Raw genomic sequence first — 21,627 nt, 5'->3', positions numbered from 1 at the left:
AAGATGCTGGTCGCCGACTGGCCGCTGCCGCCCGTCTCCGCCGATTGCACGGTGCGCTGATCGGCGGTGCGGCCGTCGCATACCGTGGTGGCGACGGCCGGGCAGTTGCGCTTGCTCTGATAGATCGCGGAGCCGTGATCGCTCTCGCTGGTGGACTGCGCTGCGGCCGTCGTGGCGGTAAAGGCGGTAGCGAGCGCCAGGCCGGTCAATGTCCGTTTCAATGTCGTTCCCCCGCTTGCCGCGCATCCGTCGCGACGCGATCCCGGTGCCGCTATCCGTGGGGAGCTGCCGGGCGACCATCCCGGATTGTATGGTGGTCAGTCGATCAGCGCGTCGACCACCGTCCCGGCATGGGAATAGGCGAGCAGCTGCCCCGCATCCTCGACCCAGCGCACCGGCGTGTCGGGCAGGCGTTCGCGCCAATACTCGATCGCGGCGTCGGGCTCATGGAGGAGGTAATGGCGGCCCTGGACGATGCGCCAGTCGCTTCTACCGGGCATCGCACCGACATCGAAGCCCGACGCCCAGGCGACCTGCTCCGCGACATAGCCCGCGATCCGGCCGCGTGCGAAACCGCGGGTGGCGCGCAGGTAATCGGCGACGCAGCGCGGGTCGCGTTCGATCAGCGCGCGGTCGGGCGGGCTGTGGCGAAAGGAGCGGATCATGCCGTCGCGCATCCGCGTGGGGGTGGCGAATCCGGCGAGTGCGCGGATCATCGCCTCCACCATCTGCGGCTGGCGCGAAAAGCGGCGCTTGACCGCGCCGAGCGGCCCGTTGTCGACCTGGGTGCAGGCAATGTGGGGAGTCGGATTGACCAGCACCATGCGGCCGACCAGCGCCGGCTGCGCCAGCGCGAGCACCACGGCGGCATGGCCCGAGCCGCGCGCGATCACGTCCAGCCGCACGATTCCCAGCGCCGACGCGACCGCCAGCGCATCCGACGCCGCCTGGACGTAGCCGGACCCCGCTTCGGCCGGACTGGTGCGGTCGAAACCGGGCCGGTCGATCGCGAGCGGGCGAAAGCCGCGCGCCTGCAACGCCTCCACCAGCCGGGTCGGCGGCGCGCGGGCGCAGATCGTGCTGTGGAGGATGAGCACCGGGCGACCACCGGGCGGCCCGTAGTCGGAATAGCTGACCGTACGCCCTTCGGGCAGGTCCAGCCGCGCGTCGGGCAGCGCATGCGCGACGTCGACCTCTTCGTCGCCGGTCGCCGCCGACACCAGCCGGACCACCTCACCCGCCTCGTTGACGCCGAGCACGAGGTAGATCTGCTTCAGCTCGGCGTCGATCACCGCCGGCGAAATGCCCAACCCGCGGGCGATCTCCGCCCGGTCCTTGGCGACGCCCAGCGCGGCGGCGATGCGATACTGGCGCTCGGTCAGGTCGAACAGGTCATGGTGCGGACGGTGCGCCGGGTCCGGTCCGGCCAGCACCGCGCAGAGGTGCCCGATCAGCATCGGCGTGCCGGCGATGCCGAACTTCGCCTTCAGCTCCGCCAGCGCGTTGCGCGCAGCGTGATACGACAGCCCGGTCGCCCGCACCGCGCTGCGTAGCGACCCGGTGGTCGTCAGTCCCCGCGTCAACGTCGCCTGCCGCGGGGTGAGCGCATAGGCGTGGGCGAGGAGGGTCAGCCGGTCGACGCCCGCATGGGCGAGCGCGACCGGCGGGGCGATCACGCCCACGCCGCGATCACGGGCGGGCAGCGAGCGCGTAGAGCGCGATGGCGGCGGCGTTGGAGACGTTGAGGCTCTCGATACGATCGGAGATCGGCAGCTTCGCCAACTCGTCGCAATGCGCCTCGGTATTCTGACGCATGCCCTCGCCCTCGGCGCCGAGCACCAGCGCGATCCGCTGCCGGCCGATCGTCTCCGCCAGCGTCCGCGGCGCTTCGCCGGTCAGGCCGACGCGCCAGAAGCCGGCCTCGGCGATCTCCTCCAGCGCGCGGGCGAGGTTGACGACGCGGACCCAGGGCACGCTCTCCAGCGCCCCCGACGCGGCGCGGGCCACGGTGCCCGACTCCGGCGGCGCGTGGCGGTCCTGCGTGACGATGCCGAGCGCGTCGAACGCGGCGGCGGAGCGCAGGATCGCGCCGACATTGTGCGGGTCGGTGACCTGGTCGAGCACGATCAGCGGGCGCGCATCGTCGCGGCCCTGTTCGATCAGGTCGCCGAGCCAGATCTCCTCCAGCGGCTCGACCTCCGCGACTATGCCCTGATGCGGCGCGTCGGCGGGGACGAGGCGGCCGAGATCGGCGGCGTCGGCGAAGGTGACGGGCAGCGTGCTCGGCAGGTCCAGCCCGACCAGCGCCTCGCGTGTGCCCCACAGCTTGCGCACCGTCCGCTCCGGATTGGCGAGCGCGGCGGTGACGGCGTGACGGCCCCAGAAGCGGGGGCGGTCCTTGGTGCCCAGCGACGGGCGATGGCCGCGGCGCTTCATCGGCATAGGTCCCGTACGGTCATCGTGTCCGCCGCCTCAATCGTCATCGTTGGCATACGCATAGGGGTCGGTCACCACCGGCTTGGTCGGCACCGGCGGGCGCGGCAGCGCCTGCGCGGCGTTGGCGGCCTGGAGCAGCACGCTCGCGAGCACGATCGAGCCCTGGCGCATGTCGTCCGCCTTGAGGTGATCGAAGGTGTCGATCGAGCTGTGATGGATGCGGCTGTCGTAATCCAGCGGGTCCTGGACGAACTGGAAGCCGGGGACGCCGATCGCCTGCATGAAGACGTGGTCGGTGCCGCCGGTCGGGCGGATCACCACCGCCGTCGCGCCCATCGAGGCCAGCGGGGCCAGCCAGTCGCGGAAGATCGGCACCACCGCCGGGTTGTTCTCCGCGTACAGGCCACGCAGCTTGCCGGAACCGTTGTCGATGTTGAAATAGGCGGCGAGCTGCGCATGCTCGGGCTTGAGCGTGATCGGCCAGCGGTTCGCCCAGCCGTAGAAGCGCTTCATCCCCGTGGCGCTCGCGTCGCCGCCGCGCGTGGCGAGGTGGCTCTCGACGAACGCGAGCGATCCGAGCAGCCCCTGTTCCTCGCCCGCCCACAGCGCGAAGCGGATGGTGCGGCGCGGGCGCTGGCCGGTGGCCGCCAGGATGCGCGCGGCCTCCATGATCATCGCCGAGCCGGCACCGTTGTCGGCGGCGCCGTCGCCCGCGACCCAGCTGTCCAGATGCGCGCCAGCCATGACGTAGCCCGCGGACGGATCGCTGCCGCGGATTTCGGCGAAGACGTTGTAGGCGTTCTGGTCCGCGTCGTGGAAGCGGACGTCGCTGGCGATCTCCAGCGTCGGGGCAGGGCCGACCTTCGCCAGCCGCGCAAGGCGGCGATAGTCCTCCGCCGCGATCTGGACGCCGGGCAGCGCCGGGGTGTCGCCCGCGCCGAACAGATAGCCCTCGCCCGACACCAGCTTGCCGTCGCGGCCCGACATGCTGGCATAGGCGACCGCGCCCTCCGCCTTGAGGAAGGCGTCCAGCTTCTTGGCGAAGTCGAGCCGCGCCAGCCGACGGTCGGCGGCGGCGGGGTCGTTGCGCGGCTGCTGATACTGGTCGAGCGCCGCCAGCTCCTCGCCCGACAGGCGACGGAAGGCAGGTTTGGCAGGCTCGTCGCCGGTGCCGGGCAGCGTGACCATCACGATCTTGCCCGCCAGCTGTCCGCGCCACTTCGCGAAGTCGCGCTCGCGCGTCATCGGCGCGACGATCACGGGCGCGCTGATCGTGCCGTTGGTGCTTGGTGTCCAGGCGATCGGGATGGCGGTGAGCTGGATCGGGCGCGGGCTGACCATCCGCACCGACGAGCGTTCGATCGACCAGCCGCGTCCGAAGGCGAACGCCTCCTTGTGGACGTTGGTCAGCCCCCATTCGCGGAACTTCGCCTGCGTCCATGCCTCCGCCGTCCGCATCTGCGGCGAATTGGTGAGGCGCGGGCCGATCACGTCGGCCATGTACTGCGCGGTGACCATCACCTGGCTGTGGTTCGCGCCCTCGTCGATGATACGGTTGAGCGCGCCCCGGTCCTGCGCGCTTCCGTTCTGCGCGCGGCCTCCCTGTGCTTCCGCCACGGTGGCGAGGGCCATGACGGCGGTGGCGGCGAGCAGCAGGCGACGCATCGGAATTCCTTTGTCGGTATGCCGCGCTTGCTATGCGGGCGCGGGCGAGCGGGCAACCTCCTTCGTTGACACGCCGGAACCGCCACGGCATGGGGCCGCTTCGCTCCGGCAAGGCGGGTGCGACTGGCGATCTGGACAGGTGGCCGAGTGGTTAAAGGCAGCAGACTGTAAATCTGCCCGTGCAAGCGTACGCTGGTTCGAATCCAGCCCTGTCCACCACCGCTCACGCGATGCTTCATCCGAAACGGCGGCAACCCCGGATGCCGGATCATAGCGCGGCCGCTAGCGCTGCGCGATGGACGTCGGACCGCTACAGAAGATCGCCACCGCGCTCGCCGCCGACATGGGGTGGCCCGCGCCACGCTATGTCAACGCCGGCGCATCGGGCGCGGTGTTCGAGCTGCAGCATCCGACGCATGGGCAGGTGGCGCTCAAGATTTACGACCCGCGCTTCTTCGCGGGCGACAACGCGCTGATCGAGGAGGAGCGGCTGAAACTCCAGCGGACGCTGGAGGGCAGGGATCACCCCCATCTGATCCGCACGATCGAGACCGCACCGGTGCCCGATCACGGCACCTGGTATCTGTTGATGGATTTCCTGCCGTGGCCCGATCTCAGCGAGGTCATCGCCGAGGTGCCCGACGCGCGGGTCGCGCCGCTGATCGCGCAGCTCGCCGACGCGGTCACGTTCCTGGACGCGCTCGGGCTGGTCCATCGCGACATCAAGCCCGCCAACATCGGCGTCTCGCGCAACTTTAGCGAGCTGAAGCTGCTGGACCTCGGCGTATTGCGTGCGATCGGGCTGGGCGAGGGCGCCGGGACGGATCAGGACGGCAAGGCGCGCTTCGTCGCCACGGCGCAATACAGCCCGCCCGAATATCTGGCGCGCGAAGAGCCGCCGGGCGCGGTCGGGTTCGAGGCGCTCAACGTCTATCAGATCGGCGCCGTGCTCCACGACATGATCGTGAAGCGGCCGCTGTTCGCGGACGAAGCGGACTCGCTCAACAAGGCGCGCCTGTACCGGGCGGTGCTGAACAAGGAGCCGGAGGTGTTCGGGGCGGGGGTCCCCGCGCGCCTGAACTCGCTGTGCCGCGCGGCACTGACCAAGAACCCCGAGGCACGCCTGGCGGCGGTGTCCGTCGCCGATTTCGCGCGTGGGGAGGACGATGTCGGGCAGGTGCGCCGGCGGCTGGCGGCGCTCAGGGCGGCGGAGGAACGACGCGCCGCGCCGTCGACGATGCAATGGCGCACCACCATCCGGGACTGGCTCGCGGACGCCGCGCTCGCGGAACGGGGAACGTTCGGCGCGTTCGAACTGCCGGAGATGCCCGACGCGGCCGGGTGGGAGCTGCGCTTCGCCGCGATACCGGTGGCGCTGCCCGTGCGGCTGGTGGCGGACGACGCGGCGGGCGTGCTGCGCGTGGTGCTGGGCGATCCGCCGGCGGCGCGCGTGGCGCTCGACATCACCGAGCGCGGACCGACGGTGCCGCCATCCCTGATCGTCGCGCAATTACAGGACCAGATCATGCTCGCGCTCGACGAGATCGCGCCGGGCAATTCGAACGGAGAGGTTGCATGAGCGGGACGTGGTGGGTCGATCCGAGCCAGTTGGACTCCGATCAGCGGCAGGTGACGCAGGCGCGGTCCGAGCGCGACCTGCTGATCGTCGGGCCACCCGGTTCCGGCAAGACGAACATCCTGATGTTGCGTGCCAACTATGTGCGCTCGCTGGGACCGCGCCTGTTGTTCCTGACTTTTACCCGCGCGTTGACCGAGTTCCTGAAGTCGAGCCCGAACATCGGCCGCGCCGACCAGATCAAGGGCGACGAGATCCAGACCTTCATGGGCTGGGCGAAGCGCTTTCTGAGCGAACGGGGTGCGACCCTGCCCGCCCAGTCCGACGATTTCGAGGAGACGCGGCTGGCGCACATCGCAGCGGTGCAGGCGCTGATCCAGCGCGATCGGATCGGCCGTATCTATGACGCGGTAATCGTCGACGAGGTGCAGGATTTCCGGACAGATGAACTCCAGCTGCTGCGCGGGCTGACCGAGCACATGAACGCCGCCGGGGATGCGCGCCAAACCATCTTCAACCACAGCGAGGGACTGCGGACGATGGAGGGAATCGCATCCGAAACGGTCCGGCTTTCCAGGCACTATCGGATCGGCCGCGCCATCTGCGATTATGCCGACCGCATCCTGCCGCCGCAGCAGGGCGATCAGCCGATGATCCAGGGCTGCAACTACGACGAAACGACGCGACAGTCCTCCGTCGAGACGGTGGCGTGCGTCGACCTGGACGACCAGTATCGCCGCTGCATCGACAACATTCGCGCCCAGCTACGTTACATCGTCGACGAACCGATCATGGTGATGACGTGGACGCGCGCGGTGCGCGACGGGTTCTGGGCGGCGCTGGAGGGCGAGAGCGATCTTGTCGAACGCGCGATGGTGCAGCATCAGGAGAATTATCAACCGTTCGGGCCCGAGACCATGATCCGCGTCATGACCATCCACTCCGCCAAGGGATCGGAAGCGCGCGCGGTGCACATCCTCGACGCGGAGTCGCTGCGCGACAAGCGCGAGCTGGCCTTTACCGCCGCGACGCGGGCGAAGACGGAAGTGAAGCTATACCACAGCGCGCTGTTGCCGGGGCATCTGGAGGTGCCGGCCAACCGGCTGCCGCCGATCGAGAACCTCTTTTGATGGAAGATCCGGCGCGCAGACCGTTCGTCACGACCGTCGATCGCGACAGCCTGGCGGACGCGCTGATCGGCAGGCGCACGGCGCGGGGCGCGACGGGGCGATCGCTGTTCGCCGTGACCGAGGTGCCGCTCAAGCCGCAGCAGGTGCTCGTCGGGTACTGGGGCAGCGACAATGACGATCCGTTCCCGGAATTCCTGGTCATCCGCGACGAGGACGTCCCCGATACCTATGCGTGGCTCTCCGCCTATCTGAGCGGGCTGGCCCCGATCACGCAGTGGTGCCGCGTCTGGAGCGCCGCGCAATTCGGCGAACTGATGAACGCGCCGGCGCGGCCCGCGCTCGACGGTCGCACCGGACCTTGGGTCGGCGCGATCATGGCGGAATGCGTGGCGCAGGCGCGGATGCAGCTCAACCTCAAGATGCTGAGCGGCGCCTCGGCGGCGAGCAGCGCCAGCTTCGCCGCCGCGCGGGCCAGGGCGGTGTGGGGCAACTTCCACGATTTCGGTGACCTTGCAAAGCGGCACGACGCCTTGTCCGATCGTCTGCGCGCGCGCCAGCGACCGATCCCGGCGGCGCGGCTCGCCAGCCTGTGGCACGTCCTCGCCGGAGAGGGCTGGGCCGGGCGCGAACCGGCGGAGGCGCGAACGCTGGGCGTTTTCCGGGAGGTGTTCGAGCTCGGCTGGTCGGAAGAGATTTCGGCCAGCGACCGCGCGGCGGCGGCGGTGCAGCGGGTTACCGATGCATTCGATCTGCCGGACCTGCTGGCATGTGCGTCGGGGCCGCAACGCGAGCGCGTCGAAGGGCTCGATCGCCTCGGCGAACGCCTGCGCGTCGGCCCGAAGTCCGCCGCGATCGACGCGATCCTGGGGTTCGGCGCCAGCCTGGTCGAGCCCGGCGCGGCGGTGATGCCGGAGCTGTTGCGCCGGTTCGAGACGGCGATGCCGACGGCGCAGGTGTGGGCGGGCGCGTTCGCGGGACTGTGGGCGCCGGTGCGCGTGATGTCGGAGCATGGCGGCCTCGGCCGGCTGATCGCCAAGGCGCTGCTGCGAGAGAGCGACCTGTTCGCCCGGCCGGCGGCGGACATCGGTTTCGACGAGCTGGTGCGCTGGCTGCCGGCGGGGCGAGGGGATCGTATGCCCCTGCTGCGCGGCATGAACCCGCGCGTGGTCGAGGTCGAACTGGCGCCGGGGGTGACCGCGCCGTTTCAGCTGCGCAGCGATCCGGTGCGTACCGAGACGAGCGGTAGTCCGGCCGTCAACGCGGGACGTCAGCGCGCCCTCGAACTGGAGGGCGCGGAGGCGACACGGCCCGTCGCGCCGAGCGCCGTCGAACTCGCGGCGCTGGTCGATGCGCTGGCGCAGCGGATCAAGGTGTTGGAACAAGCTGGGGAGAGCAAGGCCGGCGCGACGCGATCGCGGGTGAGGAAGCCGAAGACCTGAAGTCTCGACGATTGGCGAGAGGGTAGCGCCGCGACAAGCCGCGTCGTCGAAAGGTCCGCACTGTCATTTACACGACACGATCGGCGATCTCGCCCGGCATGCGATCCGCGGCCAGGGTGAGCTGCTACGGAAGCCGAGCGCGCCGGTGCAGCGGTCAGGTTCTTGAACGACCCCAAAGGGCGGAGGTCGAAGGCGACGCGAAGCGTGCCTGCGAGCAGATGCTGCGAAAGGCGGAGAACGCGGTATACGAGGCGTGCTTGGCGAAGATCGCCCGTGGCGAGGTCGTGCCCGACGATTTCCGCGCCAACGTACCGAGAGGATCGTGGACTTCCGATGACCCCCGCCGCCAGAACCCAGGCCGCGATCGAGCTGCTCGACGCCGTCGTCGCCGCCGCGCGTGACAACGGCCCGGCCGCCGATACGCTGATCGGCCGCTATTTCGCGACCCGCCGCTATGCCGGATCGAAGGACCGTCGCGCCGTGCGGGAGTTGGTGTACGCGGCGATCCGCGCGCTCGGCGAGCGCCCTGCCGACGGGCGCGCCGCGCTGGTGGCGCTCGCCTGCACGCAGGAGGACCTCGCCGCGACCTTCGACGGCTCGCCGCATGGTCCGGCCGCGCTGTCCGTCGACGAGACCGCTGCCGTGCCCGGCCTCGCACCGGTCTGGCTGCTCGATCGGCTGCGCGCCTCGGGACTGGAGGGCGGGAGCCTCGACGCGCTGATCGACCGCGCGCCGCTCGACGTCCGCGTCAACACGCTGACTGCCGGCGACGACGCGCTGGCGCTGGCGGGGGAGGCGATCCCCGGCCTGCCCGACGCGCTCCGCCTGCCCGCCGGCACCGACGTCACCCCGCTCGCCGGCCGCGTCGAGGTGCAGGACGCGGGCAGCCAGATCGTTACGCTGGCGGTCCAGGCGACGCCCGGCGCACAGGTCGTCGACCTCTGCGCCGGGGCCGGCGGCAAGACGCTGGCGCTTGCCGCCGCGATGGCGAACGAGGGCCGCATCCTTGCCTGCGACACCGATCGCGGGCGCCTGTCGCGGCTGGCGCCCCGCGCGGCGAAGTCGGGCGTGACGATCGCCGAACCGCTGCTGCTCGACCCGTCGCGAGAGCTGGAGGCGCTGGCGGACTGGCGGGGCAGGGCGGACGCCGTCCTCGTCGACGCGCCCTGCTCGGGCACCGGCACCTGGCGTCGCAACCCGGAGGCGCGCTGGCGGCTCACCCCCGACCGGCTCGACCGCCTCGTCGCGACGCAGGCGCGGCTGCTCGATATCGCCGCCGCGCTGGTCCGTCCCGGCGGTGCGGTGATCCATGTCGTCTGCTCGCTGCTGGACGAGGAGGGTGCGGATCAGGCCGCCGCCTTTACCGCGCGTCACTCCGGATGGATCGCGGAACCGCTCGACCTCCCCGCCGGCCGTGCGCGTGGACCGGGCTGGCGGCTCGATCCGGCGCGCGACGGCACCGACGGCTTTTTTGTCGCGCGGTTCCGGGCACCATGATAGTCCGTCCCGCGTGCGGCTTTCCCCGGAGTTGTTGATGCGTTCCTTGCCCCTCGCGCTCGCCGGCGCGCTCGCGCTGTTGTCGGTGTCGACCTCGCTCGCCGGGCAAAAGCCCGCCGCGCCGATCGACCAGCGCTCGTTGCAGTTGCTGGCGGAGGGGAGGGCGGCCCGTGCGGCCGGCAACCTCGACGGCGCCACCGATGCGCTGGAGTCCGCCGTCGCCGTCGACCCGCGCAATCGCGCCGCCTATATCCAGCTCGCCCAGATCGCCGAGGGCCGCGCGCTGCCCGGCAAGGCGATCCGCATGTACCGCGAGGCGCTCCAGCTCGAACCCAACGACCTCGTCGCGCTGGCCGGCCAGGGTGAGGCGCTCGTATCGCGCGGCGCCGTGACGCAGGCCCGCGCCAACCTCACGCGCCTCCGCACGCTCTGCAAGCAAGGCTGCCCCGAAGCCACCGCACTCGCCGCCGCCATCGTCAAAGGGCCACCGCCCGTCGCCGCCGCCCAGACGGTGGTGCCGCCCGCCCCGGCGAGGGAGTAGCCTTCAGGCCTCGGCCGCCGTCGGGGTGCCGATCACCCGCGCCATCGCGACCCATTCCGATACCGTCACCGTTTCCGCCCGCCGGCTAAGCTCCACCCCGACCGACTCCGCCGCCGCAACCGCGCCGGGCACTCCCTTCAGGCTCTGCCGCAGCATCTTGCGCCGTTGTCCGAATGCCGCCCCGGTCAGCCGCTCCAGATCGCGGACATCCACCCCGGCCGGCGCCTCGCCCGGCACGATGTGGACCACCGCCGACATCACCTTGGGTGGCGGCGTAAAGGCGGAACGATGGACCGGCATCGCGATTCGCGCCGCCGACCGCCATTGCGCCAGTACCGCCAGCCGGCCGAAGTGATCGCTCCCCGCCGCCGCGACGATCCGCTCCGCCACCTCGCGCTGGAACATCAGCGTCGCCGACGCCCACCATGACGCCCACGCCGTCGTCAGCCATCCGACCAGCAACGCGGTCCCGACGTTATAGGGCAGGTTGGAAACGATATGCGGCCGACCCGTAAAGAGTGACGGCAGATCGACCGCCAGCGCATCCCCCTCGATCACCGTCAACCTGCCCGGATACGCCTCGGCCAGCTCCGCCAGCGCCGGCCCGCACCGCCGGTCTCGCTCGACCGCCGTCACCCTCGCGCCCGCCGCGAGCAGCGCCCGTGTCAGCCCGCCCGGACCCGGCCCGACTTCCAGCACCTCGGCATCGGCCAGATCGCCGGGGATCGCCGCGATCCGCGCCAGCAGCTGCTGGTCGAACAGGAAGTTCTGCCCCAGCGCCTTCGACGCCGACAAGCCGTGCCGCGCCACTACGTCGCGTAACGGCGGCAGCTCAGGCGGCACGCCGCGCCGCCGCCTCATCCGACATCCGGATCGCCGCGATCATCGCACCCGGATCGGCCGCGTTCTGTCCCGCGATGCCGAACGCCGTGCCGTGATCCGGCGACGTCCTGACGATCGGCAGCCCGAGCGTGATGTTGACCCCCTCGTCGAAATGGATCGTCTTGAGCGGGATCAGCGCCTGGTCGTGATACGGACACAGGATCGCATCCCACCGCGCCCGCGCGCGTGGGTGGAACAGCGTGTCCGCCGCGAACGGCCCGTGCGCGTCGATGCCCTCATCACGCAGCGTCGCGATCGCCGGCACCATCGCCGCGATCTCCTCGCCGCCGATGGTGCCGCTTTCCCCGGCATGCGGATTGAGCCCAGCGAAGGCGAGCCGGGGCGCGGCGATACCGAAGTCGCGGGCGAGCCCCGCCGCCGTCGCCCGCCCCTTCGCCACGATCAGCCCGCGCGTCAGCAGCCGGGGCACGTCGGCGAGCGGCACATGGCCCGTGATCGGCACCACTCGCAGCGTCGGCCCCGCCAGCATCATCACCGCGTCGGCGCGAGCCATGCCGCAGCGATCCGCCACATATTCGGTCTGCCCCGGCGCATCGAAGCCGATCGCATATAGCTGCGCCTTTGCCACCGGTCCCGTCACCAGCGCGCGTGCAGCGCCGTCCAGCACCAGGTCAGTGGCGCGCGCCAACGCCAACAACGCCGCCCTCGCGCCCGCCTCGGTGGGAGCACCCGGCTGTACCGGCCCGGCCTCGCCGACGGCCAGCACCGGCAGGGCACGAGCGAACACGGCGGCGGCGTCCGAGAGCGAAGCGACTACCTCGACCGGTCCGCCCCACACCGCACGCAGTGCCGCCGGATCACCGATCATCGCAAAGGGGCTCAGCCGTTCGTCGTCGCGCGCTGCCCATGCCTTGGCGGCGATCTCCGGCCCGATGCCGGCGGGATCGCCCATCGATACGGCGAGCGGCACCGCCATCGGCTCAGCGATAGTCGATCACCGCATCGCGGCGAAGATCGCGCAGCTTCTGCTGCGCGCGCAGGTTGATGCGCGTCTGCTCCAGCTGCGTCTGCACCTGTTCGGCCTGCGGCAGCTCCGCGGTGCGCGCCTCGTCGCGACCGCACAGCACCAGCGCCCGCACGCCTTCCTGCGGCGACCCGAAAGGTGGCGTCACCTGACCGACCTGCATCTGCAGCATGATGGTCTGCAACTGCGCCGGCAGGCTCCGCACCTCGACCGCGTCGTTGTCGACCACTTCCGCGCCCAGCGTCTGCGCGACGCGCTCCACCGAACCGCAGCCCTGGATCGCCTTCAGCCCCGTCGCGAACGACGACGCGCGGGTGGTGGCTTCCGCCTGGCTGGTGTTGGCGGGAAAGCGCAGCGTCAGCTGTTTCAGGCTGAGCTTTGCATTGCGTGGATCGGCGGTCAGCACCTGCCGCTTGTCGGACAGGTACATGATGGAGAAGCCGCCGGAGTTCTGGATCGGTCCGGCGACCTGACCGACCTGCATCTCCTGCGCGGCCTGGGCGAGTTCCGGCGGCAGCACGGCGGCGCGCACCCAGCCGAGATCTCCGCCGACGCTCTTGGTCGGCGAATCGGAGAACTGCCGTGCCGCCGCGTCGAATGTAACCCCACCGCCGCTGAGTTGCTGGATCACCTGCTTGGCGTTGGCGAAGACCTGCTGCTCGTTGGCCGCCGATGCGCGCAGCCATATCTCGTGGACGTTGAACTCCTGCGTACCCTGCGCCGCTTTCAGACGGGCAATGATCGCCGCCACCTCCTGATCGCTGACGTTGACATAGGGCGAGATCTTCCGACGCAGGTAGCGCTGCCACGCCAGCTCCGCTTCGATCTCGCGCCGCAGCGAGCGATCGGACGTGCCGGCCTGCTTGAGCAACGCCGGCAGCTTGTCTCCCGTCGTATGGAAGCTCTGCTGCGCGGTGCGACCGAACGCCTGGTCGATCTCGGCAGGGGTGACGGTGACCTCGGCGGTCTTCGCCTCCTGGATCTGCAGCGTCTCGTCGATGAGCTGCCGTAAAATCTGCAACCGCAGGCGGTCCCGTTCCTCGGCGGTGATCTGCGCCAGCGGCACATTGTTGAACATCGCGATCAGGCCCATGCGCTGGTCGACGTCGGTGCCGGTGATGACGGTGTCGTTGACGACTGCGGTCGGCTTGCGGACGTTGGGGTCCAGCCGGCCGAAGATCTGCAGGTTGGCGGGGATGTCCAGCCCGCTGTCGGGCACGCTGTTGTCCCGAACCGTCTGCGCGAGCGCGCTTCCCGCACCGAGCGCCAACGCCGCCAACCCGATCGCCTTCAACCGTCCGAAACCACTCAACACTCGGCCCACTCCCGCGCGCCCGATGCGCGTCCATGCGTCGGCCAATGCCGCGCGCACCCTGAATGCGCGCTTAGCGGCCGAGGTTGGTGAACGCCAGCGTCAACAGAAACGCATTGCCCGCGCGCGCATCGCCGGTGTCCTGATAGTCGCGCCGCCACGTCGCACCCAGCCGCAGGCAATCGTCCTCGTACTGAATACCGACGCGATGGCGCACGGGGTCGAATCCGTCGGCGAGGCTCAGCGGATCCTCGGCGCGATTGGTCAGGTCGATGACACCGCTCGCGAAGGCCGACCAGAAACGCTTGAACTGCACGCGACCCGCTACCCGCAACTCCTCGCGATCCTGCAGATCCTCGATCGCAGGGAAGATGTTGCGGTCCAGGCGCAGGTAGCCGATCAGCGCATAGGTGCTGCGCGAACCGATCGTCGCATCAAGCTCGTTGCGCCGGAACGTCAGGCTGTCCTTGTCGAGCCGGTAGCGATGCGTGACCGATACGAAGTCGCGAAAGCGCACCTCCGTCCTGCCGACGATGTCGGAGAAGCGGTCGGACAACCCGGTGCCGTCGGGCAGGATCGTCGGTCGCCGGCTCAACCGATAGCTCTGACCAACCACCGTGTTGACCCGCACGCCCGGCAGGTCGACCGCATATTCCAGTCCATAGGTTGCGCGCGACGTGTCCTCGAACCGGTCGTAACCGGGGAAGCGGTTGAGCGCGAACAGGTTGGCGTCGTCCAGATCGACCGCGCGCGAGTCCTCGTTGGGCAGCGTCAGGTTGGCGATCCGGGGAGAGGCGACGATCTGAAGGCGCGGCGTCACCCGCTGTGTGCCGCCGCCGAACGCGCCGATCAGCGGCCAGCTCAGATCGGCCGCTATCGCCCCGATCGCGCGGGTGCTGAACCCCTCCAGCCCGCGATAGCTGACCACGCTCGTCGCGAGCGTGTCGTGGGTGTGATAGGCGTCGGCACGCGCGAAGCCGGTCAGCGTCAGCACCTGTCCGCCGCTCGTCACCCGCCGCAGGTCCCAGCGCAGGCTGGCGAACGCACGCTGCGTATCCTGCCCGTCGGTCCGGGTCAGTGCGAGCGTATTGAGCTGCAGCTGCGCGACGCCTCCCGCCAACCCCACGAAGCGACGGCGATAGTCGATCTCGGGCAGCGCGATCGGCTGCGCCCCCTGGCTGTCGGCGACGCGCAACGTCTGCACCGCCCAGCCGGTCACAGCGAAATAGCTGTCGCGATCGATGTGCTCCAGAGTGGCGGTCGAACGGAGCCGGTCGTCGCGCGAGATGTCGTACCGTCGCAGGAAGGTGCGGTCCGTGGTGACGCGCAGCGATCCGCTGGCGGTCCAGTTCGGCGTCAGCTGATAGCGCGCGATCCCGTCCAGATAGCCGCGAAAGGCCATCTCCGTGCCCGTGCCCTGCGCCGTCGACAGGTCGTCGCTGCGTCGGCTCTCCGTCGCATAGCCGGTCACGCGGAACGCGCCGGACGTGCCCAGCGCATCGTACTGGGCTTGCAGCATCGGCAGGACGGCGGTGAAGAGATGCGGCGTGATCGTCAGCCCGCGATTGGGCGCGAGCCGGAAGTAATAGGGCGCTACGATCTCAAGCCCGTTGACGTTCTTGAAGCGGATGTCGGGCGACAGGAAGCCGCTGTCGCTCTCGCCGCCGACCGGGGCGGAGAATTTGGGCAGCGGCACCGTCGGCAACCCGAATAGGTGGAAGCGCCCGCCGACGAAATAGATGCGCTCGCGTTCGGGGCGGTAGGTGACGCGCACCGCCGTGATCTTCCACGACGGCTCTTTCGGACAGCCCGCGCTGTTGACCACCGCGCACGGCGTATAGGCCGCCCGGCGGAGGTTGACGGTGCCGTCCTCCGCCCGCGTGCCCTGCGCCGCCGCCAGTCGCCCGCCGCGCTCCAACACGACCAGCATGTTGTCGACGACGCCGTCCTTCAGGCTGTCGGTCAGCTCGATCGAATCGCCATAGGCGATGTCGCCCTGCGGATTGGTCACCGCGATGTTGCCGGTCGCCAGCACCTTGCCGGTCTTGCGATCCCACACGACCTTGTCGGCGCGCAGCCGGTTGCCCTGGCGCGTCATCCGCACCTCCCCGTTCGCGGTCACCACGTCGGTGTTGTTGTCGTATTCCAGCCCGTCGGCGCTGAACTGAACCTGCTTGGGGTCGGCGGAAGCAGCCGGCGCCTCGGGCGGCGGCGGCGCCGCGGCCCGATCCTGAAGATCCTGTCCCAGCGCCGGTGCCGCGGCGCCGAGCGCCAGCGCGGCCGAACTCGCCCACAGGAGGTGACGCAACACGAGGATACTCAACCCCTTCCGGCGAATTGCCGCTCGCGTCGCGCCTATCGCAGCCCGGCCCCCGCCGCAATCGCGCGCTTGCCTCCCCTGACCCGCACCCTAGATGAGCCTCGCTATCCTTCATGTCGTCGAGGCCAGGTTCCCATGCAGATCAATTTCACGGCTACCGCCAGCGACGCGGCCGTCACCGTCCTGCCGGTCGCGAAGGATGGGCTCGCCGCCGCAACGCTGGGCGATGCCCGCGCGGTGGCCGATGCCACCGCCGCGGCGGCGCGCTTCACCGGGGATGCCGGCAGCAGCATCGACGTATTCGCGGGCACCGCGCCGGTGCGGCGGCTGATCCTGCTCGGCGTGGGCAAGGGCGGCGACGCCGACTGGGCCAAGGCCGGCGGCGCGCTCACCGCGAAGCTGCTGACCAGCGGCACGACCGACGTGACGGTCGACCTGTCCGATGCGGGCGCGACCCCGGCGGCGGTCGCCGCCTTTGCCGGCGCGGCGGCGCAGCGGGCGTGGCGTCACGACGTCTATCGCACGAAGCTCGCCGACAAGGACAGGCCGACGCTGGCCACGCTGACGATCGCGGGCGCGCCTGCCGGCACCGACCAGGCGTGGGGGGCGCAATCGGCGGTGACAGACGGGATGGCGCTGACCCGCCAGCTCGTGTCGGAGCCGCCCAACATCCTCTACCCCGAGACGTTCGTCGCGCAGGTGATGAAGTCGGTCGATGGCCTCGGCCTCGAAGTCACCGTCATCGACGAGGCGGCGATGCACGAACTCGGCATGGGCGCGCTGCTCGGCGTCAGCCAGGGGTCTGCCCGCGACGCGCGCGTGCTCGCGCTCAAATGGAACGGAGCAGGCGAGGGCGCGCCCGCCGTCGCGCTGGTCGGCAAGGGCGTGACCTTCGACACCGGCGGCATCTCGATCAAGCCCGCCGCCGGGATGGAGGACATGAAGTGGGACATGGGCGGCGCGGGTGCGGTCGCCGGGGCGATGAAGACACTCGCCGCGCGCAAGTCGAAGGCGAACGTGATCGGCGTCATGGGGCTGGTCGAGAACATGCCCGACGGCAACGCCATCCGCCCCGGCGACGTGCTGACCTCGATGTCGGGGCAGACGATCGAGGTGCTCAATACCGACGCCGAGGGGCGGCTGGTGCTGTGCGACTGCGTCACCTGGGTGCAGCGAAGCCACGGCGTGAAGACGGTCGTCGACCTCGCGACGCTGACCGGTGCGATGATCGTCGCGCTGGGCCATGAATATGGCGGGCTGTTCGCCAACGACGACGACCTTGCGAAACAGCTGGAGGCGGCGGGCAGCGCGGTCGGCGACAAGCTGTGGCGCTTCCCGCTCTCGCCGACCTACGACAAGCTGATCGACAGCCCGATCGCCGACGTCAAGAACGTCGGTCCGCGTGGCGCCGGCTCGATCACCGCGGCGCACTTCATCGGGCGCTTCATCGACGAAGGCGTGAAGTGGGCGCATCTCGACATCGCCGGCATGGTGTGGAGCGACAAGCCCGGCACGCACCACGACAAGGGCGCCACCGGCTATGGCGTCCGCCTGCTCGACCGATTCGTGCGCGACAATTTCGAGGGCTGATCGGGTAGGGGTGAGGGGGCAGGGATGCAGGTCGACTTCTACCATCTCACCCGCCAGCCGCTCGACCGCGTCCTGCCCCAGATCGCCGAGAAGGTGCTCGCCGGCGGCGGTCGCCTCCTGATCATCGTCGGCGACGACGCCGAGCGCGCCCGCCTCGACCGCCAGCTGTGGACCTTCACACCCGACAGCTTCCTGCCGCACGCGCCACTCGGGGCAGGCGCCGATGCCGCGCAACCGATCCTGCTCGCGGATGACATCGATGCCGCGAACGGCGCGCGCAACGTCGCGCTCGCCGACGGCATCTGGCGCGACGGCGCGCTCGACTTCGACCGTGCCTTTTACTTCTTCGACGACGAGCGGATTACGAAAGCGCGCGCGGCCTGGCGGACGCTGGCGGGGCGCGAGGGGGTGCAGCCACGCTATTGGAAGCATAACGATCAGGGCCGCTGGGAGCAGCTCAACGCGAAAGGCGAACAGTCCTGAAGACGGACTGGATCATGGTCGCGGAGGCTTTCTCGCCCGAAGCTCCGCCTCCGCCGCTTGCGTCAAGCCGCACCGCGGCCTAGGGCGCGCGCAGTTTCCCATCACCGTTATGCAGGAGCATCGTGACCGCCATGGCCGCGACCCGTACCTTTTCGATCATCAAGCCCGACGCCACGCGCCGCAACCTGACCGGTGCCGTCACCAAGATGCTGGAGGAGGCCGGCCTGCGCGTCGTCGCCGCCAAGCGCATCGCGATGACGCAGGAGCAGGCGGAGGGCTTCTACGCCGTTCATCGCGAGCGGCCGTTCTTCGGCGACCTCGTCTCCTTCATGATCTCCGGCCCGGTGGTGGTGCAGGTGCTCGAGGGCGAGAACGCGGTGCAGCGCAATCGCGACGTCATGGGTGCGACCAACCCCGCCAACGCCGACGCCGGCACGATCCGCAAGGAATTGGCCGAGTCGATCGAGGCGAACAGCGTCCATGGTTCGGACTCCGAAGAGAATGCCGCGATCGAGATCGCCTATTTCTTCAAGCCCGAAGAGATCGTTGGCTGATCCGCTAACGACGCCCGCCTGGTCAGTCCGCGCGGCGCGGACCTACGACGCGGGCGCGCTGTCGCTGGTCGCGGGCGCGTCGCTGCTGGAGACGTTCTTCGGCATCATCCCGGCCGCCGACCTGGTGGCGCACGCCACCGGCAAGAGCGGCGCGGCGGTCTTTGCCGGCTGGATCGACGATCCGGCGTCCGCCGTGTTCTACGCGGGTGCGGCCGGGACCGATGCGCCGGTCGGCTACGCGGTGCTCACCACGCCCTATTTCCGCAGCGAGGTCCTGCGGCCGGGCGATACCGAACTTCGCCGCATCTACACGCTGGCGGCGATGCACGGTTCCGGCCTCGGCGCCGCACTGCTCGACGCGGCGATAGGCGAGGTGAAGTCGCGCGGACACGCGCGTGTCCTGCTCGGCGTCCATCCGGACAACCGACGTGCGCGCCGCTTTTACGAACGCCAAGGTTTCGTGGTGGTCGGCGAACGTACTTTCGCGGTCGGCACCCAGCGCTTCACCGACCCGATCTACGCGCTCGCGCTGTAGATCGTCGGGCCGTCTCGACCCGGCTCAAGGCTTCTCCCGCGCCCACGCCGCGTCCAGCGCCGCGGCGCTGCCGCCCCGCTGTCGCAATCGCAGCCCGGTCAGGTCGAGCGCCCGGCCCTTGGCGAAGCGCCCGCGCGTCCGCCACACCACGTCATAGATGCCGCTCGCGGTCCGCGTCGCGTCGCCGTCGACATAGCTGGCGGTGATGAGCACCGGCAGCCGCCCGGTGCGCTCGTCGGCACCGCCGTCGGTCAGCTTCAACAATACCTCGCGGAACGGTTCGGCCTCGACCGCCGGCTCGCCCGCGGGTCGCTGCACGCCGATGCCCAGCGCCTTGGGATAGCGGATCGTCACGTCGGTCAGGTCGTGCTTGGCGTCGGTCAGACGCAGCGTCCTGCCATCGTCCGCCGCCGTCGCGCTCAGCTCCAGTCGCGCACCCGCCGTGGTCGCGGCCACCCGTTCGGCCGTCTCCTGACGCTTGTCGGACCAGGTCACGTACAATCCCAGCGCCGCGATCACCACACCCGCCACCGCGACCAGCTCCGCCAGGTTCAACCAGCGCCGCCGCCGCGTCTTTTCCTCGACCGTCTCGCTCATCGCCCGCCCGCCTCCAGCAACCGGCGCGGCGCGACCAGCTCCCAACTGTGCGCGACGCGGTCGCCGATCCGGTCCCAGTCGGTGTCGGGCGCGCCGACCCGCATCGCCACCCAGCCCGACGAGCCGAGATAGGCCGGCACATAATAGGTTTCGGGGTCGGCCTCGACCAGCATCGCCTGCTCGTCGCGATCCGCGCACTTGACCATCACCGCCGTCTCGCCGTCGCCATGATGGTCGTGCCAGATATAGGCGAAGAACCTGCCGCCCTCGATCAGGAACCCCGGCGACCCGTGCGACTCGCGCTCGGTCGCCTCGGGCAGGTCTAGCGCGATCGCGCGCAGGCGTTGCAGGTCGGCAGGATAATCGGGGCTCATCGTGTCACGAACTCGGTCAGCGTTGCGGGATAAAGCCGATGTTCCTCCACCAGCACGCGCGCCGCAAGGCTTTCCGGCGTGTCGTCCGCCAGCACCGGCACGCGCGCCTGCGCCAGCACCGCGCCGGCGTCGAGTTCCTCGGTGACCAGATGCACCGAACAGCCGTGCTCCGCGTCCCCGGCGGCGATCGCGCGGGCGTGGGTGTCGAGCCCCTTGTACTTCGGCAGCAGCGACGGGTGGATGTTGACGATCCGCTCTCGCCAGCGCGCGACGAAGTCGTCGGACAGCAGCCGCATATAGCCCGCCAGCGCGATCACCTCCACGCCAGCCGCGCGCAATGCGTCGTCCAGCTGCGCCTCGTACGCGACCTTGCCGATCCCTTTCGGCGACAACGCGAAGGTCGGCAGGCCACGCGCTCGCGCCCACGCCAGCCCCGCCGCATCCGGCTTGTCGGAAGCGACCAGCGCCACCGCATAGTGACGCGCCTGTTCGACCAGCGCCTGCATGTTCGATCCGCGCCCGGAGATCAGGATGGCGACCTTCACATCAGCCACGCCTAGTTCCCGGAGCACGACGGCGAGGGGAGGTCACCCATGATGAACCGCGCGCCAGTCCTCGCGCGCCGACCAGGTCTCCGCCGAGCCCTGCACCGTGCACCCCCGGAGGCCAGCCTCCACCCGTCCGATCCGCAGCACCGTCTCACCCGACCCGCCGAGCGCCTCGGCGACCGCGTCCGCCTCGGCCGCCGCGACCACCACCACCATGCCGATGCCGCCGTTGAACGTCCGCGCCATCTCCCCCGGCTCGATCGCGCCTTGCGCCTGCAACCACGCCATCAGCCGCGGCTGTTCCCACGCATCCGCATCGACGACGGCATGGCACCCCTCGGGCAGCACGCGCGGCACGTTCTCCAGCAAGCCGCCGCCGGTGATATGCGCCAGCCCCTTGATCCGACCCGCCCGCAGCAGCGGCAACAGGCTCGCGACATAGATCCGCGTCGGCGCCATCAGCAGGTCGATCAGCAGCCGGTCGGAGTCGAACACCGCCGGTCGGTCCAGCCGCCAGCCCTTGTCCGCCGCCAGCCGCCGCACCAGCGAGAAACCATTGGAATGCACCCCCGTCGACGCCAGCCCCAGCAGCACGTCGCCCGGCGCGATCGTCGCCCCCGTCAACAGCCCGTCGCGCTCGACCGCGCCCACCGCGAAACCCGCCAGATCATAGTCGCCGGCCGCGTACATCCCCGGCATCTCGGCCGTCTCGCCGCCGATCAGCGCACAGCCCGCCTGCCGGCAGCCCTCCGCGATTGAGGCGACCACCCGCTCGGCGACGCCGGCGTCCAGCTTGCCGGTCGCATAATAGTCGAGGAATAACAGCGGCTCCGCGCCCTGGACGATGAGGTCGTTGACGCACATCGCGACCAAGTCGACGCCGACCCCGTCGTGCCGGTCCCACTCGATCGCCAGCTTCAGCTTGGTGCCGACGCCGTCGTTTGCCGCCACCAGCAGGGGATCGACGAACCCGGCCGCCTTGAGGTCGAACACACCGCCGAAGCCGCCCAGCTCGGCGTCGGCGCCCGGTCGCCGCGTCGCCCTCGCCAGCGGCGCGATCGCGCGCACCAGCGCATTTCCCGCCGCGATCGACACGCCGGCGCGGGCATAGCTGTAGGGTTCGTCGCTCATGGTTCGCTTCGCTAGCCGCTTGCCGCTTTCCT

General features: G+C 70.2%; 20 protein-coding genes and 1 tRNA gene. 10 read left to right on the top strand and 11 right to left on the bottom strand.

The features are described from left to right. Positions 1-317: 317 nt before the first annotated feature. From ACOFKS_RS05490 to ACOFKS_RS05480, 3 genes are read right to left on the bottom strand one after another with little or no spacing between them, the layout of a single operon-like run. Positions 318-1,682, bottom strand: coding sequence for an alpha/beta fold hydrolase (locus ACOFKS_RS05490; RefSeq protein ID WP_419808237.1), 1,365 nt, complete (start codon positions 1,680-1,682; stop codon positions 318-320). Positions 1,683-1,689: 7 nt separating this feature from the next. Beyond that, positions 1,690-2,436: a 23S rRNA (guanosine(2251)-2'-O)-methyltransferase RlmB gene (rlmB, locus tag ACOFKS_RS05485; protein WP_419808236.1), complete on the bottom strand. Its 747-nt coding sequence runs from the start codon at positions 2,434-2,436 to the stop codon at positions 1,690-1,692. 36 nt (positions 2,437-2,472) lie between these two features. After that, the gene (locus tag ACOFKS_RS05480; protein WP_419808235.1) at positions 2,473-4,101 is read right to left on the bottom strand and encodes a M20/M25/M40 family metallo-hydrolase; all 1,629 of its coding nucleotides are present in this window, start codon (positions 4,099-4,101) and stop codon (positions 2,473-2,475) included. A gap of 133 nt (positions 4,102-4,234) precedes the next feature. Here ACOFKS_RS05480 and ACOFKS_RS05475 point away from each other — a divergent pair. The 6 genes from ACOFKS_RS05475 (at position 4,235) to ACOFKS_RS05450 (ending at position 10,284) form a co-directional block, all read left to right on the top strand. Beyond that, positions 4,235-4,320 (top strand) — tRNA-Tyr (locus ACOFKS_RS05475). A 76-nt stretch (positions 4,321-4,396) separates the two neighbouring features. After that, positions 4,397-5,680, top strand: a complete 1,284-nt coding sequence (locus ACOFKS_RS05470) for a protein kinase domain-containing protein (RefSeq protein WP_419808234.1) — start codon at positions 4,397-4,399, stop codon at positions 5,678-5,680. Further along, entirely contained in the window at positions 5,677-6,807 is a 1,131-nt protein-coding gene (locus ACOFKS_RS05465) for an ATP-binding domain-containing protein (RefSeq protein ID WP_419808233.1), read from the top strand. Before ACOFKS_RS05470 ends, ACOFKS_RS05465 begins: the two co-directional genes overlap by 4 nt. Then, positions 6,807-8,246: a hypothetical protein gene (locus ACOFKS_RS05460; RefSeq protein WP_419808232.1), complete on the top strand. Its 1,440-nt coding sequence runs from the start codon at positions 6,807-6,809 to the stop codon at positions 8,244-8,246. Before ACOFKS_RS05465 ends, ACOFKS_RS05460 begins: the two co-directional genes overlap by 1 nt. Before the next feature lie 333 nt (positions 8,247-8,579). Then, positions 8,580-9,743 (top strand): RsmB/NOP family class I SAM-dependent RNA methyltransferase, encoded by a 1,164-nt coding sequence (locus ACOFKS_RS05455; RefSeq protein ID WP_419808231.1) that lies wholly within the window; start codon positions 8,580-8,582, stop codon positions 9,741-9,743. 37 nt (positions 9,744-9,780) lie between these two features. Then, positions 9,781-10,284, top strand: a complete 504-nt coding sequence (locus ACOFKS_RS05450) for a tetratricopeptide repeat protein (RefSeq protein WP_419808230.1) — start codon at positions 9,781-9,783, stop codon at positions 10,282-10,284. Between the two features lie 3 nt (positions 10,285-10,287). Here ACOFKS_RS05450 and rsmA read toward each other — a convergent pair whose 3' ends face one another. The 4 genes from rsmA to ACOFKS_RS05430 all read right to left on the bottom strand — a co-directional run bounded on the left by rsmA (position 10,288) and on the right by ACOFKS_RS05430 (position 15,774). Then, positions 10,288-11,145, bottom strand: a complete 858-nt coding sequence (gene rsmA / locus ACOFKS_RS05445) for a 16S rRNA (adenine(1518)-N(6)/adenine(1519)-N(6))-dimethyltransferase RsmA (protein WP_419808229.1) — start codon at positions 11,143-11,145, stop codon at positions 10,288-10,290. Then, positions 11,117-12,103, bottom strand: a complete 987-nt coding sequence (gene pdxA, locus ACOFKS_RS05440; RefSeq protein WP_419808228.1) for a 4-hydroxythreonine-4-phosphate dehydrogenase PdxA — start codon at positions 12,101-12,103, stop codon at positions 11,117-11,119. The genes rsmA and pdxA overlap by 29 nt, the downstream gene beginning before the upstream one ends. A 4-nt stretch (positions 12,104-12,107) precedes the next feature. Then, a complete protein-coding gene (locus ACOFKS_RS05435; RefSeq protein WP_419808227.1) occupies positions 12,108-13,466 on the bottom strand; it encodes a peptidylprolyl isomerase in 1,359 nt (452 codons plus the stop codon). 70 nt (positions 13,467-13,536) lie between these two features. Next, complete coding sequence (locus ACOFKS_RS05430; protein WP_419808226.1) at positions 13,537-15,774, bottom strand: LPS-assembly protein LptD; 2,238 nt, start codon at positions 15,772-15,774, stop codon at positions 13,537-13,539. Positions 15,775-15,918: 144 nt separating this feature from the next. On the opposite strand from ACOFKS_RS05430, the gene ACOFKS_RS05425 reads away from it, so the two are divergent. The 4 genes from ACOFKS_RS05425 to ACOFKS_RS05410 all read left to right on the top strand — a co-directional run bounded on the left by ACOFKS_RS05425 (position 15,919) and on the right by ACOFKS_RS05410 (position 18,945). Further along, positions 15,919-17,373, top strand: coding sequence for a leucyl aminopeptidase (locus tag ACOFKS_RS05425; protein WP_419808225.1), 1,455 nt, complete (start codon positions 15,919-15,921; stop codon positions 17,371-17,373). A gap of 24 nt (positions 17,374-17,397) precedes the next feature. After that, positions 17,398-17,856 carry a DNA polymerase III subunit chi gene (locus tag ACOFKS_RS05420; protein WP_419808224.1) on the top strand — a complete coding sequence of 153 codons (459 nt, stop codon included), beginning with the start codon at positions 17,398-17,400 and terminating at the stop codon, positions 17,854-17,856. A gap of 131 nt (positions 17,857-17,987) precedes the next feature. Next, entirely contained in the window at positions 17,988-18,410 is a 423-nt protein-coding gene (gene ndk / locus ACOFKS_RS05415) for a nucleoside-diphosphate kinase (RefSeq protein WP_419808223.1), read from the top strand. Beyond that, a complete protein-coding gene (locus ACOFKS_RS05410; RefSeq protein ID WP_419808222.1) occupies positions 18,403-18,945 on the top strand; it encodes a GNAT family N-acetyltransferase in 543 nt (180 codons plus the stop codon). The genes ndk and ACOFKS_RS05410 overlap by 8 nt, the downstream gene beginning before the upstream one ends. A 24-nt stretch (positions 18,946-18,969) precedes the next feature. Here ACOFKS_RS05410 and ACOFKS_RS05405 read toward each other — a convergent pair whose 3' ends face one another. The 4 genes from ACOFKS_RS05405 to purM form a co-directional block, all read right to left on the bottom strand. Then, complete coding sequence (locus tag ACOFKS_RS05405) at positions 18,970-19,542, bottom strand: hypothetical protein (RefSeq protein WP_419808221.1); 573 nt, start codon at positions 19,540-19,542, stop codon at positions 18,970-18,972. Next, positions 19,539-19,916, bottom strand: a complete 378-nt coding sequence (locus ACOFKS_RS05400) for an MmcQ/YjbR family DNA-binding protein (protein WP_419808220.1) — start codon at positions 19,914-19,916, stop codon at positions 19,539-19,541. Before ACOFKS_RS05400 ends, ACOFKS_RS05405 begins: the two co-directional genes overlap by 4 nt. Further along, a complete protein-coding gene (gene purN, locus ACOFKS_RS05395; RefSeq protein WP_419808713.1) occupies positions 19,913-20,422 on the bottom strand; it encodes a phosphoribosylglycinamide formyltransferase in 510 nt (169 codons plus the stop codon). Before purN ends, ACOFKS_RS05400 begins: the two co-directional genes overlap by 4 nt. Positions 20,423-20,503: 81 nt before the next feature. Continuing rightward, entirely contained in the window at positions 20,504-21,595 is a 1,092-nt protein-coding gene (gene purM / locus ACOFKS_RS05390) for a phosphoribosylformylglycinamidine cyclo-ligase (protein WP_419808219.1), read from the bottom strand. Positions 21,596-21,627: the final 32 nt, after the last annotated feature.

It is taken from the genome of Sphingomonas sp., assembly GCF_965200135.1.
Lineage (GTDB): Bacteria > Pseudomonadota > Alphaproteobacteria > Sphingomonadales > Sphingomonadaceae > Sphingomonas.
This window is presented reverse-complemented; position numbering and strand designations above follow the sequence as displayed.

Coding starts and splice junctions, on each gene's coding strand:
- rlmB (WP_419808236.1), bottom strand. CDS start 2,436: ATGAAGCGCCGCGGCCATCGCCCGTCGCTGGGCACCAAGGACCGCCCC.
- ACOFKS_RS05480 (WP_419808235.1), bottom strand. CDS start 4,101: ATGCGTCGCCTGCTGCTCGCCGCCACCGCCGTCATGGCCCTCGCCACC.
- ACOFKS_RS05470 (WP_419808234.1), top strand. CDS start 4,397: ATGGACGTCGGACCGCTACAGAAGATCGCCACCGCGCTCGCCGCCGAC.
- ACOFKS_RS05465 (WP_419808233.1), top strand. CDS start 5,677: ATGAGCGGGACGTGGTGGGTCGATCCGAGCCAGTTGGACTCCGATCAG.
- ACOFKS_RS05460 (WP_419808232.1), top strand. CDS start 6,807: ATGGAAGATCCGGCGCGCAGACCGTTCGTCACGACCGTCGATCGCGAC.
- ACOFKS_RS05455 (WP_419808231.1), top strand. CDS start 8,580: ATGACCCCCGCCGCCAGAACCCAGGCCGCGATCGAGCTGCTCGACGCC.
- ACOFKS_RS05450 (WP_419808230.1), top strand. CDS start 9,781: ATGCGTTCCTTGCCCCTCGCGCTCGCCGGCGCGCTCGCGCTGTTGTCG.
- rsmA (WP_419808229.1), bottom strand. CDS start 11,145: ATGAGGCGGCGGCGCGGCGTGCCGCCTGAGCTGCCGCCGTTACGCGAC.
- pdxA (WP_419808228.1), bottom strand. CDS start 12,103: ATGGCGGTGCCGCTCGCCGTATCGATGGGCGATCCCGCCGGCATCGGG.
- ACOFKS_RS05425 (WP_419808225.1), top strand. CDS start 15,919: ATGCAGATCAATTTCACGGCTACCGCCAGCGACGCGGCCGTCACCGTC.
- ACOFKS_RS05420 (WP_419808224.1), top strand. CDS start 17,398: ATGCAGGTCGACTTCTACCATCTCACCCGCCAGCCGCTCGACCGCGTC.
- ndk (WP_419808223.1), top strand. CDS start 17,988: ATGGCCGCGACCCGTACCTTTTCGATCATCAAGCCCGACGCCACGCGC.
- ACOFKS_RS05405 (WP_419808221.1), bottom strand. CDS start 19,542: ATGAGCGAGACGGTCGAGGAAAAGACGCGGCGGCGGCGCTGGTTGAAC.
- ACOFKS_RS05400 (WP_419808220.1), bottom strand. CDS start 19,916: ATGAGCCCCGATTATCCTGCCGACCTGCAACGCCTGCGCGCGATCGCG.
- purN (WP_419808713.1), bottom strand. CDS start 20,422: ATGCAGGCGCTGGTCGAACAGGCGCGTCACTATGCGGTGGCGCTGGTC.
- purM (WP_419808219.1), bottom strand. CDS start 21,595: ATGAGCGACGAACCCTACAGCTATGCCCGCGCCGGCGTGTCGATCGCG.